Origin of the sequence: Cryptosporangium phraense, from assembly GCF_006912135.1 — a bacterium.
GTDB classification, from domain to species: domain Bacteria; phylum Actinomycetota; class Actinomycetes; order Mycobacteriales; family Cryptosporangiaceae; genus Cryptosporangium; species Cryptosporangium phraense.
In genome coordinates this window covers 44,184-55,792 of sequence record NZ_VIRS01000025.1, presented here as the reverse complement: position 1 = coordinate 55,792, position 11,609 = coordinate 44,184, and the positions used below count along the sequence as shown (strand labels likewise).

The window sequence follows — 11,609 nt, the reverse complement described above, 5'->3', positions numbered from 1 at the left end:
TCGTCGACGGAGATGCCAGGCAATCCAAATCTAGCTGCGGGGTCCGACAGTTTCTGCCCGGACTCGACCGGGTGTTCGAACGTACGATGCCACCATGACTTCCCAGAGCGGCTACACCGGGCACGTCGATCCCCAGGGAGCAGCGGCTACCCGCGAGGCGGGCCCGCTCACGATCACGAAGGTGTCCGTCGGCCCGATGGACAACAACGCCTATTTCCTACGCAGTAATTCCACCGGCGAAACCTTGCTGATCGACGCGGCGAACGACGCCGGCACGCTGCTCCGCCTGCTCGGCGACGCCGACCTGACGACGATCGTGACGACGCACCGGCACGCCGACCACTGGCAGGCGCTGGCCGAGGTGGCCAAGGAGACGAACGCCCGGCTGATCGCCCACCCGGCCGACGCCGACGCGCTCCCGGTGGCCGCGACCGACCTGGTGAACGACGGCGACACGATCACGGTCGGTGACGTCACGCTCGACGTCGTCCACCTGGTCGGGCACACGCCCGGCGCGATCGCGCTCGTGTACCGGGAGCCGGGCGGCCGCCCGCACCTGTTCACCGGCGACTCGCTCTTCCCCGGCGGGCCCGGCAAGACCACGAACCCCGAGGACTTCCGGTCGCTGATGGGCCACCTCGAGCGCAAGATCTTCGCCCGGCTCCCCGACGAGACCTGGGTCTACCCAGGTCACGGCGATGACACCACGCTCGGCACCGAGCGCCCGCACCTCCCGGAGTGGCGCGAGCGCGGCTGGTAGCCGGCGGGCGGTCGGCATCACCCCTCCCAGATGCCGACCGCGTCCCACAGGGTGCCGAGCCACAGTCCTATGTGGCTCCCGTGCGCTCCCCCGAATACGGTCGGGCTGTCCCCCGCACCCGAGTTGGGGGCAGGCCCCCTGGCTTCCGCGACCACGAGCGGATAAGCACAGGGCATGTATGCGGAGAGGGTCACTCTGACCCGGCCGGCTCGGCCGTCTTTACCCGAGCGGGCCCGGTTGGCGACCACGGTGATCGCGGTCGTGGTGGCCGCCGCCGCGGCGTCGACCGCTCTGCAATGGCCGGTCTGGCGCATCAGCCCGCCGCTGTTCACGGTCAACCTGCTGCTGGCGATCTCCCTCGCGGCGGTCGCCCCGCTGCTCCGCCAGGCCGGCGACGGGCGGCCCCGGAACGCCGTGCCGTGGGCGTTCGGCCTCGCCGGGCTCTGCCGCTCGGGCGCCATGGTCGGCCTGTGGAGCCACCACGTCCCGGTGCTCCTGGGTTACCTGTTCAACTCCGCGTTCTGGCTGCTGATGAGCGTCGCGCTGCTGCACTGGACGCATCGCGCGAACCGCTGGGAGCGGTGGTACCTGATCGGCGCCACGGTCGCGCTGGTCACCAGCGACGTGGTGCGGGCGGTCACCTCCAACTCCGCGTTGGCGCGGTCGATGACCAGCATCGTCGGCCTGTCGCTGGCGGTGGCGTTCCTCACGCTGGTCGCCCGGCGGCTGGGCCAGGCCCGCGGACTGGAGCGCCGGGCGCTGCGCACCGCCCAGATACCGACCGTGGTGATCGCGGCCGTGGTGCTGATCGCCTGGCCGCTGGCCGACTCGTCCCATCGTCAGCTCTGGGTACCGACGCTGATCGGCCTCGCGCTGCTCGCGCTCCCCCTCTCGGTCGTGGCCGCGACGGCCCGGCTGGCGGCCCAGCGGGCCGAGGTCGCGGACGCGATCACCGGCCTGTCCTGGCCGGCCAGCCCGAACCGGCTGCAGTCGGCGCTGCGCCGGGCGCTGCGCGACCCGTCGATCGAGGTCGGGTACTGGGTCCCGGGGCTGCGCCGGTACGTCGACGCGGACGGCCGAGAGGTCGACGTCCCCGGCGACGACCGGTTCGCGATGATCTGCCAGGACGACCGGCCCGCCGACGACCCCCGCGCGTTCGTGCTCGCCTCCGCCAACAGCACCGGCCCGGCCCCAGCCGGCCCCGCCGATACCGGCCCTGCCAACACCGGCCCCATGAACGCCGGCCCCACCAACGTCCGCATGACCGACGTCCGCATGACCGACGTCCGGATGACCGCCGAACCGGTGGCGATCCTGGTCGGCGGGGCACACCACCGCCATCGCGTCGACCTGGTCGCGACGGCCGTGCGCGCGGCCGGGCCGGCGCTGGCCGTGGCCGGCCTCCAGGCCGGGCTGAGCGCCGAACGGCGCGACCTGACCGCGGCCCACCGCGAGGTGGAGGAGTCCCGGTGGGCCGAGCGAAGACGCTTGGAGCAGAACCTGCACGACGGCGCGCAGCACCGGCTGGCGGCCCTGACCATGCGGCTCGGGGCCGCCAGTGCCACGGTTCCGCTCGAGTCCCGGGCCCAGGACCTGGTCGGCGAGATCCAGGACGAGATCCGGGAGGTCCTGCGCGAGCTCCGCGAGTTGGCCGACGGGATCCATCCGTCCACACTGACCGAGGCGGGGCTGGGCCCGGCGCTGGAGGCGGTGGCGGACCGCTTTCCGGTACCGGTCACGATCACCGCACCGGCGCGCCGCTTCCCACCGGTGGTAGAAGCGGTGGCGTACTACTCGACGACCGAGGTGCTGACGATCGTGACAAGACAGTTGAACGCCGCCGAGATCCGGGTGGAGGTCTCCGCGCTGGGGGCCGACCTCTGGGTACGGACGACCGGGGTGGGGGCGATGAGCACGGACCCGGCCCGGAGCGCGAAATATTTCACTCCGCTGGGCAGCGGTATCCGGGCGATCGGCGGCGAACTGTTCGCACCGGCCGAAGACGCCGACGACGACGGGAACTACACGGTGGCGGCGAGGATCCCGTGCGCGTAGCGGTCGCGGACGACGCGGCGCTGTTCCGCGACGGGCTCTGCCTGCTGCTCTCGGCGGCCGGCGTCGAGGTGGCCGCGGTGGCCGACAACGGCGACGAGATCGTCCGCCGGGTCGAGGCCGATCCACCGGACGTCGTGATCCTCGACATCCGGATGCCCCCCAAACCGGACGGCGGGCTCGCGACCGCCGAGCAGTTGCGCGCGAAACTGCCCGACCTCGGCATCCTCATGCTGTCGCACTACACCGAGACGCCGTACCTGATGCGGCTGCTCGAGATCGGGTCCCGCGGGGTCGGGTACCGGCTGAAAGAGCAGGTCGCCGACGTCGCGACGCTGCAGGACACGCTGCAGCGCATCGCCGCGGGAGACACCGTGATCGAGCCCGAGGTGGTCGAGCGGCTGCTCGAGCAGCGCCGGAAGCGGTCGACCAGCCCGGGCGTCGCCCAGCTCACCGAGCGTGAGAAGGACGTGCTGCGCCACATGGCCGAGGGCCGCTCCAACAGCGGCATCGCCGAGGTGCTCGTCCTCAACCAGAAGACGGTCGAGAAGCACATCGCGAGCATCTTCTCCAAGCTCGGGTTACCGGCGACCGAGACCGGTCACCACCGCCGGGTCTCGGCCGTGCTCGCCTACTTACGAGCGAGGCAGCACGGCGGACCCGATTTGTAAATCGGCCCAATCTGCCTTGGGCGAACGCCTATCACCAACACGGAGCGACCACAAGCAATCACGACATCCCCGTCGTACCCCTAGGGTGACGTCGTGGTGAAAGTGGTCGACCCGCGGCCGTGGGCGCTCGGTGCCGGGGTCGGCGCCGCTCTCGCCGCGGTCGTGAGTGGCTGGCCGCACTGGCAGGTCCACTCGCTCGCCGCGGTGATCACGGTGCTCGAGTGCGGGACGACCGCGGCGGCCGGCGTGCTGCTCGCGACCGCCCGGCGCACGCGTCCGAGCGGCGTCCTGCTGCTGGTCGCGGCCCTGTGCTGGGCGCTGACCTGGCTCTCGGCCTGGAACACCGGCGTCGGGCCGCTGTTCGGCGTGTTCGCCCAGTCGTTCTTCTTCGTCGCGGGCAGCGTCGGCATCCTGTACTACCCCGACGGACGGCTGCACGGCCGGCCGGAGCGGTGGTGGGCGATCGCGGCGGTGGTGGTCCTGATCGGCAGCCAGGTCGCGCTCTGCCTGGCGACGCCGCCCACGATCTACGGGTTCGACGACGACGTGGTCTGGCCGTGGGTGTTCCGCAGCCACGGCGCCCAGGCGTCCACGCTGATCGTCGTGACGACGTGCACGATCGTGCTGGCGGCCGCGTTCGCCGGCGTGATCTGGTGGCGCCAGCGGCTGCTCAAGGGCGTCGAGCGGGCGATGACGCTGCCGGTGCTGGCCGCGGTCGCGGTCGTCGGGCTGCTGTCGGCGTTCGTCCAGACCGGAGCGATCACCGGGCTCGACCGTCAGCTCGACACCTACCTGGTGCAGGGCACGCTGGCCCTGTCGGTGCCGCTGTCGCTGCTCGCGGTGGGGTTGCGGCGGCGCTGGGCCGAGGTCGCGGTCGCCGATCAGCTCCTGCAGCTGACCCGTCCGCCGTCGGCCGACCGGGTCCGGGACGCGTTCCGGGTCGTGCTGCGCGACCCGACGCTCGACGTCTCGTTCTGGGTGCCTCGGCAGGGCCAGTACGTCGACCACGCCGGCCGGGTCGTGGATCCGCCGGACGACGACCCGGCGCGGTGGCGGCTGCCGGTCGAGACCGAGCGCGGCCACCGCCTCGCCATCGTCGACGTCGACGCCGCGCTCAAGACCCACGAGGGGCTGGTCACCTCCGCGCTCCTGGCCGGTCGCCGGGCCCTGGAGAACGCGCAGCTGCAGACCGAGGTCCAGGCCCGGATCGAGCAGGTCCGCGCGGCCCAGATGCGGCTGCTGCAGGCCGAGGCGACCGAACGCCAGCGGATGGAGCGCGACCTGCACGACGGCGCCCAGCAGCGGCTGGTCGCGCTGGCGATGCGGCTGGCCGCGGTCGAGGCGTCGATCGAGGATCCGGAGACCCGCGAGCAGCTGCGCGAGGCCCGCGAGGCCGCGACCCAGGCGTTGGCCGAGCTGCGGGCGTTCGCCCGGGGCATCCACCCCGGCCAGCTCACCGAGGAAGGCTTACCGGCCGCGCTCGAGAGCCTGGCCGAGCGGCTCGACCTGGCGGTCGACCTGCAGGTCACCGACGTCCGGCCGTCGCCCGGGCTCGAGCGCGCGCTGTACCTCGCGCTGGCCGAGGCGCTGACCAACGCGGCCCGGCACGCCGGGGTGGACGAGGTCGCGGTGCTGGTCCACGTCGAGGACCAGATGCTGGTCGGCGAGGTGTGCGACGCCGGGCGGGGCGGGGCGAAAGCGAAGCCGAACGGCGGTCTCGCGGGCATGCGCGACCAGGCCAGGGCCCTCGGCGGCGACGTGGAGATCGTCAGTGCCGAGAAGGGCACGACGATCCGCGTGCGCCTGCCGCTCGACTAACGCCCGTTTCGGGGAGGTGGGCGTCCCCCGCATTCCTGTGACTTGCTCGATACTGAGGGCCACCAGAAGACATTTAGGTCACCTGTTAACGATGGTGGAGGAATGGTGGCAGCCCCCGCACAAAACACCGAGCCCGATTCGACGGTCCGCGTCCGGCACGCCGACCGGTTGATCGAGCGGGCGATGGAGGAGCACGACCCGCACCTGCTCGACGAGGCCGTCGTGCTGCTCCGCGGGGTGGCCGCCGAGCTCCCCAGCGACGACCCGACCCGGCTGGCTCCGCTGTGGAGCCTGAAGTCGGCGCTCCAGGTGCGGTACGGCGTCTACGCGCACCCGGCCGACCTCGACGACGCGGTGGCGCTGCTCCGCGAGCTGCTGGCCGGCACCCCGGGCCAGCACCCGGCGGTCGTCGACGCCCGCGCCGACCTCGCCGACACGCTGCTCGGCCGCTACCGCGAGGTCGGTCAGGAGACCGACCTGGCCGAGGCGCTCTCGCTCTACGAGAGCGGTCTGCCGCACGTTCCGGCCAGCCACCCGGCCCGGCCGGGCTTCCTGGCCGGTTACTCGGACGCGCTGCTGGCCCGGGCCGAGTCCGCGCAGGACATCCAGGTGCTCGACCAGGCGATCCAGACGGCCGGGTCCGCGGTCGACGCGATGCCCACCGGCGACCCCCGCACGCCGAGCGCGCTCTGCACGCTCGGTCTGGCGCTCCGGTTGCGGTTCCGCGTCCGGGGCCGTCAGGCCGACGTCGACGCGGCGGTGACGACGCTGCGCCAGGCGGCCGAGCTCGCGTCCGAGGCCGACCCGAACCGGCCGGGGTTCTTCGCGAACCTGGGCCTGGCGCTGGCCGACCGGCACGCGGTGGCCGGTGACGACTCGGACCTCGACCAGGCCATCGACGCACTGCGCATCGCGGTCGAGGGGTTGCCGCCGGAGAGCCAGGAGCAGCACGAGGCGTCGTGGTGCCTGGCCGCCGTGCTCAAGGAGCGCTGGGACCGGGACGGCAGCCCGGCCGACCTGGACGACGCGATCGCCTGCGCCCGGGCGTCGATCGCCAGCGGGCCGAGCGGGCATCCCGGGCTGGCGGTGCGCCGCTGGCAGCTCGGGGATGCGCTGTTCGAGCGGTTCGAGCTGCACGAGCGGCGCGAGGACCTGGACGAGGCCGTCGCGACGCTGCGTCAGGCGTCGGTGTCGGCCCAGCGCACCGGGACACCGGAGCCGGCCGCGGTGAACATCCGGCTGGCGACCGTGCTGGCCGAGCGGTACGAGCGGTACGGGGCCGAGGCCGACATCGGCGAGGCGCTCGAGCTCGGGCAGGCCGCGGTGGCCGCGACCGGCGACGATCACCCCGATCTGCCGGGCCGGGTCGCGTCGCTGGGGTACCTGCTGCAGACCAGCAGCCACCGGCCCGGTCGGGACGCCGACCTCGACGAGGCTGTCGGCCTCCTCCGGGAGGCGCTGCGCGCCCCGCTCCGCAAACCGCCGATCGCCGGTTCCGCGCCCGATGCGGACGCGACGGCAACGCCCGCCACGGCCGACGCGGACGCCTCAGCCGACTCAGCCGACGCGCACGACCCGGCCGACGCGGACGCCGCTCCGGACGAGCCGGGGGCGGCGAACGGGCCGGACGAGCAGGACGGACGGAACGCGGTCACGTTCCGTCTCGGGCTCGCGCTGAGCGAGCGGTTCGAACGGCGCGGTGCGCTCACCGACCTGGACGCGGCCATCGCCGCCTACCGGACGCTGCGCGAGGCCACCCCGGACGAACACCCGCTGCACGGCCTGGCCGGCAACACGCTGACCACGCTCGAACGCACTCGCGCCGACAACAGCTGACCCGCTGGGGCGGCCCGGGCCGCCCCAGCGCTCACTGATTGATCCGCAGCCCCATCAGCAGAGCCTGCCCGACCGCATCGCTCACGCCGCCCTTGCCGACGGCCAGCACCACCACGGTCAGCAACGCCGCCGCGCCCACCGCCACCAGCACGGCGACGAGCACGAGCGCCAGCACCAGCGCCTCCCGCCCGCCCCGTACGGGCGCGATCGGTTCCTCGCGCAGATGTGCCGGCCGCGCGATCCTCCGGTGATCGCCCACTCCGAAGCTCATGGCTCGGTCCTCCCGGTAGCCCCTCGCTCTGTGCGGCCCCGCAGTGCCCCGACGCCCGTGGCACCCCGTTATGCGTATATGGATAACAGCCCTGTTACTCGCGAAACGGGCAGTTGTTCCGGATGAGACATCGGAGAAATCGATCGAGTCTTGACTCAACACCAGGGACGTCGACCGGAAGGACGGTTGCCCACGGTGCCGGAGATCTACTTCGTCGTGCGCTGGCCCAACGGCGAACGCGTGCGCTACTACTCGCCGTCGCTGGTGGTCAAGGACTACTTCACGTCAGGCGCATCGTACCCGCCACCGGACTTTTTGGAGCGAAGTCGGGACGCCCTGACGATCGCCTCCGAGCGCGTCCGCGCCAAGTACGGAATGGGGTGCGCTCACGCCCGAGCCGAGCTGGCCACGATCGAGCGGCGCGCCGCCGGTCTGACTGATGGATCCGTACTCATCGAAGGATTCGAGCCATGCGATTAGTACCGGACGCCGAATATCCGGTCGTCGTGGTCGGCGGCGGCCAGGCCGGACTGTCGATCAGCTGGCATCTCACTCAGCGAAACATCGATCACGTCGTCCTGGAGCGGAACCGCGTCGGCCACGAGTGGCGGACCCGCCGCTGGGACTCGTTCTGCCTGGTCACCCCGAACTGGCAGTGCGACCTCCCTGGCCACCCGTACGCGGGGAACGACCCGGACGGCTTCATGGTGAAAGACCAGATTCTCGACTACCTCGACGCGTACACGAAGTCCTTCGACGTCCCGCTGTTCGAGGGCGTCTCGGCGACCCGGCTGCGGGGCCGCCCGGACGGACGCTACGAGCTCCGCACGACCGAGGGCACGCTCATCGCCGACCAGGTCGTCGTCGCCACCGGCCCGTACCAGGTGCCGGTGACCCCGCGGATCGCCGAGCGACTGCCGGAGGGCGTCACCCAGCTCCACTCGTCCGGCTACCGGAACGCCGACCAGCTTCCCGACGGCGACGTGCTCGTCGTCGGCAGCGGGCAGTCGGGCGCCCAGATCGCCGAGGACCTGCACCTGGCCGGCCGGACCGTCCACCTCGCGGTCGGCAGCGCGCCCCGGGTCGCCCGGTTCTACCGCGGCCGCGACGTCGTCGCCTGGCTCGAGGACATGGGCTACTACCGGCGCACGATCGACGACTTCGCCGACGCCGACGCGGTCCGGTTCCGGGTCAACCACTACGTGACCGGCCGGGACGGCGGGCGCGACATCGACCTGCGGGCCTTCGCCCGCGACGGCATGCGCCTCCACGGACGCCTCCGCGCGATCGACGAGTCGCTCCACTTCGACGACGACCTGGCCACGAACCTCGACGGCGCCGACCGGGTGTCGGAGTCGATCAAGGACTCGATCGACGAGTACCTGTCCGCCAACGGCATCGAGGCCCCGGAGGAACCCCGCTACACCCCGGTCTGGACCCCGGCCGACGCGAGCTACGACCTGCGAGAGCTGCCGGTCACAGACCTCAAAGCCGTCATCTGGAGCACCGGCTTCGGCCCGGACCACCGCTGGATCGAGGCCCCGGTCTTCAACGGCAAGGGCTACCCGGTGCACGCCCGCGGAGTCACCCCGTCCCGGGGCCTGTACTTCCTCGGCCTGCCCTGGCAGTGGACCTGGGGATCCGGCCGCTTCGGCGGCGTCGGCGCCGACGCCGAGCACCTGGCCGAGCAGATCGCCAAGGCCCGGGCGCCGGAGTCCGGCATCCACTGGCTGGCCGGCACCCCCACCGAGACCTACTCCACCGACTGGGTACCGGCGAGAAGCGCATGAGCTCACGTTCCGATGCCCACCGCCACCTGGGCGTCCTGCCGGCGTACCCGTTCTACGGCGGCCCGCCGGTCAACCCGGACGTCACCGCCCGGGCCACGATCGAAGAGCTCATCGAGGACCTCGACCGAGAAGGCACCGAGCGGGCGCTCGTCCTCCCGAACTACGGCGTCCCCGACCCGACCGTCGCGTTCGGCTTCAACGAGCTCGTCGTCGAGGCCGCGCAGCAGGACGACCGGATCCGGGCCGGCCTCTGGGTCTCGGCGAAACCGTCGGACGCCGAGCGGACGGCCGCGGCCCTGAAACTGGCCGGCGAGAACGGCGTCCGGGCGCTCAAGCTCAGCTTCCTCCTCGGCGGCCGGGTCACCGACGACGAGTGCCGTCCCGGCCTCGACCGGATCTTCGCCGCCGCCCGCGAGCACGACCTCACCGTCCACATCCACACCTCACCCGGCGCCGCGTCCGACGTCGACGAGATCACGAACCTCGTCGACTGGTACGCCGACGAGGCCCGGATCCACCTCGTCCACTTCGGCGGCGGCATGAGCGGCCACATCAAGCTGCTGTCGGGCCGCTTCTTCGACTGGATCACGTCCGGCAAGCAGGTCTACACCGACCTGTCGTGGGCGATCGGCTTCGCCCCGCGCTGGCTCGCGGCCGAGATCGAGCGCCGGGGCGTCGGACACGACAGGATCCTCTTCGCCAGCGACGAGCCCTGGGGCGACTTCGCCGGCGAGCACGCCCGCCTGCGAGCCGTCACCGGCGACGGCGAACTCGCCCGGCACGTCTTCACCGACACCTTCGAAACCCTCTACGGAAGGTAGGACCATGACCGCCGAGACCACCACCCCGACGCTCACCGAGGCCGAGCAGAAGAGCCTCACCGAGATCCCGCACCCGTCGCTGCCCGAGGGCACGAGCATCTACGGCGGCACGAAGGTCTTCCCGGACTACCAGGCCGAGCCCGGCCAGTCCTACTTCACGCTGGTGCACGGCATCGCCCACGAGTCGTCGGTGAGCTTCGTCGCGATCCTGCAGGCGACCAGGGCGCAGCGGAAGGGCTTCGAGTCCGCGATCTACTTCTACGGCCCGGGCTCGCTGAACTGCCTGGCCACCCGCGGCTTCCCGACCACCGGCAACTCGGCGTTCCCGGGCGAGCACAACATCAACGACTCGCTCAAGACGTTCATCGCCGAGGGCGGCAAGGTCTACTGCTGCCGGTTCGGGCTCTCGCTGCACGGTGCCCGCGAGGAGGACCTGATCGAGGGCGTCATCCCGACGCACCCGCTCGACGTCCAGGACGCGCTCATCCACTACGCACGCAAGGGCGCGATCATCAACTCCACCTACATGTTCTGACATGTCTCTCAGCACCCGGGTGGATGTGGCGATCCGGGGGGTCCGTCTGGACGCCCCGGTTCGCCGGCCCGACGGCGCCGGCCCCAGCAACGACGGTCACGTCACGTTGAACGGCGCCAACGCGGCCATCCCCCTCGTCGAAACCAGCCCGTACACGGCGAGCAACGGCCGGCTGCTCTACCTCGGCGAAGACACCGGCCTCTCGCTGGAGCCGGTCCGCCGGCCCAGGTTCTACGACCTGCACACCGCCGACGGCGTCTCCTACGAGCAGATCGCCCGCCTGCACGGCCGGGACGTGCTGGCCACGACCGTCGTCCAGACCTGCATCCGCTACGTCGAGGACCAGCGCTGCCGGTTCTGCACGATCGAGGAGTCGCTCCGCTCCGGCGCGACGATCGCGGCCAAGACCCCGGCGCAGCTCGCCGAGGTCGCGGAGGCCGCGGTCCGCCTCGACGGCGTCACCCAGATGGTGATGACCACCGGCACGACGACCGGCCCCGACCGGGGCGCGAAGAACCTGGTCCGCTGCGTCCGGGCGGTGCTGGAGAAGGTGCCCGGCCTGCCGATCCAGGTCCAGATCGAACCGCCCGGCGACCTCGCCGTGCTCACCGACCTGAAGAACGCCGGCGCGACCGCGATCGGCATCCACGCGGAATCGCTCGACGACGACGTCCGCCTGGCCTGGATGCCCGGCAAGGGCAGCGTTCCGCTGACCGAGTACGAGGCCGCCTGGGACGAGGCCGTCCGCGTCTTCGGACCCAACCGGGTCTCGACGTACCTGCTGGTCGGCCTGGGCGAGGACCCCGACGAGCTGGTCGCGGGCGCGGCCCGCCTGATCGACCGCGGGGTGTACCCGTTCGTGGTCCCGTTCCGTCCGATGCCCGGGACCCTGGCCCGCCGCGACGGCGTGACCGCTCCCCCGCCGTCGCTGGTCCGCGACGTCACCGCGCGCGTCGGTGCGCTGCTGCACGCGGCCGGGATGTCCGGTTCGGACCAACGCGCCGGCTGTGCGGCCTGCGGCGCCTGCAGCGCCCTTCCCTCCGCGGGTGGCTGAG

11 protein-coding genes are annotated in these 11,609 nt (G+C 72.2%); 10 read left to right on the top strand and 1 reads right to left on the bottom strand.

Annotation, left to right across the window (positions count from 1 at the left end; translation table 11 throughout):
• The first annotated feature begins 94 nt into the window (after positions 1 to 94).
• The 5 genes from FL583_RS29085 (at position 95) to FL583_RS42560 (ending at position 7,137) form a co-directional block, all read left to right on the top strand.
• Positions 95 to 760, top strand: coding sequence for an MBL fold metallo-hydrolase (locus tag FL583_RS29085; protein ID WP_142708045.1), 666 nt, complete (start codon positions 95 to 97; stop codon positions 758 to 760).
• A 174-nt stretch (positions 761 to 934) separates the two neighbouring features.
• Entirely contained in the window at positions 935 to 2,815 is a 1,881-nt protein-coding gene (locus FL583_RS29080; protein WP_142708044.1) for a sensor histidine kinase, read from the top strand.
• Positions 2,806 to 3,483: a response regulator gene (locus tag FL583_RS29075; protein ID WP_142708043.1), complete on the top strand. Its 678-nt coding sequence runs from the start codon at positions 2,806 to 2,808 to the stop codon at positions 3,481 to 3,483. Before FL583_RS29080 ends, FL583_RS29075 begins: the two co-directional genes overlap by 10 nt.
• A 93-nt stretch (positions 3,484 to 3,576) precedes the next feature.
• Positions 3,577 to 5,301: a sensor histidine kinase gene (locus FL583_RS29070; RefSeq protein WP_142708042.1), complete on the top strand. Its 1,725-nt coding sequence runs from the start codon at positions 3,577 to 3,579 to the stop codon at positions 5,299 to 5,301.
• A gap of 102 nt (positions 5,302 to 5,403) precedes the next feature.
• Positions 5,404 to 7,137, top strand: coding sequence for a tetratricopeptide repeat protein (locus FL583_RS42560; protein WP_142708041.1), 1,734 nt, complete (start codon positions 5,404 to 5,406; stop codon positions 7,135 to 7,137).
• A gap of 31 nt (positions 7,138 to 7,168) precedes the next feature.
• On the opposite strand, the gene FL583_RS40415 is transcribed toward FL583_RS42560, so the two are convergent.
• Entirely contained in the window at positions 7,169 to 7,408 is a 240-nt protein-coding gene (locus tag FL583_RS40415) for a hypothetical protein (RefSeq protein ID WP_170323922.1), read from the bottom strand.
• 195 nt (positions 7,409 to 7,603) lie between these two features.
• Between FL583_RS40415 and FL583_RS29055 the strand changes: the two genes are divergently transcribed.
• From FL583_RS29055 to FL583_RS29035, 5 genes are read left to right on the top strand one after another with little or no spacing between them, the layout of a single operon-like run.
• On the top strand, positions 7,604 to 7,888 hold the full coding sequence (locus FL583_RS29055) for an MSMEG_0570 family nitrogen starvation response protein (RefSeq protein ID WP_142708040.1): 285 nt from the start codon (positions 7,604 to 7,606) through the stop codon (positions 7,886 to 7,888).
• Positions 7,879 to 9,198 (top strand): MSMEG_0569 family flavin-dependent oxidoreductase, encoded by a 1,320-nt coding sequence (locus FL583_RS29050; RefSeq protein WP_142708039.1) that lies wholly within the window; start codon positions 7,879 to 7,881, stop codon positions 9,196 to 9,198. The genes FL583_RS29055 and FL583_RS29050 overlap by 10 nt, the downstream gene beginning before the upstream one ends.
• Positions 9,195 to 10,019: an amidohydrolase family protein gene (locus FL583_RS29045; protein ID WP_142708038.1), complete on the top strand. Its 825-nt coding sequence runs from the start codon at positions 9,195 to 9,197 to the stop codon at positions 10,017 to 10,019. Before FL583_RS29050 ends, FL583_RS29045 begins: the two co-directional genes overlap by 4 nt.
• Before the next feature lie 4 nt (positions 10,020 to 10,023).
• Positions 10,024 to 10,554 carry an MSMEG_0572/Sll0783 family nitrogen starvation response protein gene (locus tag FL583_RS29040; protein ID WP_142708037.1) on the top strand — a complete coding sequence of 177 codons (531 nt, stop codon included), beginning with the start codon at positions 10,024 to 10,026 and terminating at the stop codon, positions 10,552 to 10,554.
• Between the two features lies 1 nt (position 10,555).
• Positions 10,556 to 11,608: an MSMEG_0568 family radical SAM protein gene (locus tag FL583_RS29035; RefSeq protein WP_142708036.1), complete on the top strand. Its 1,053-nt coding sequence runs from the start codon at positions 10,556 to 10,558 to the stop codon at positions 11,606 to 11,608.
• Position 11,609: the final 1 nt, after the last annotated feature.

Excerpts from the sequence above, each read along its gene's own strand:
- FL583_RS29085 (WP_142708045.1), top strand. The coding sequence starts at position 95 with ATGACTTCCCAGAGCGGCTACACCGGGCACGTCGATCCCCAGGGAGCA.
- FL583_RS29080 (WP_142708044.1), top strand. The coding sequence starts at position 935 with ATGTATGCGGAGAGGGTCACTCTGACCCGGCCGGCTCGGCCGTCTTTA.
- FL583_RS42560 (WP_142708041.1), top strand. The coding sequence starts at position 5,404 with ATGGTGGCAGCCCCCGCACAAAACACCGAGCCCGATTCGACGGTCCGC.
- FL583_RS40415 (WP_170323922.1), bottom strand. The coding sequence starts at position 7,408 with ATGAGCTTCGGAGTGGGCGATCACCGGAGGATCGCGCGGCCGGCACAT.
- FL583_RS29050 (WP_142708039.1), top strand. The coding sequence starts at position 7,879 with ATGCGATTAGTACCGGACGCCGAATATCCGGTCGTCGTGGTCGGCGGC.
- FL583_RS29045 (WP_142708038.1), top strand. The coding sequence starts at position 9,195 with ATGAGCTCACGTTCCGATGCCCACCGCCACCTGGGCGTCCTGCCGGCG.
- FL583_RS29040 (WP_142708037.1), top strand. The coding sequence starts at position 10,024 with ATGACCGCCGAGACCACCACCCCGACGCTCACCGAGGCCGAGCAGAAG.
- FL583_RS29035 (WP_142708036.1), top strand. The coding sequence starts at position 10,556 with ATGTCTCTCAGCACCCGGGTGGATGTGGCGATCCGGGGGGTCCGTCTG.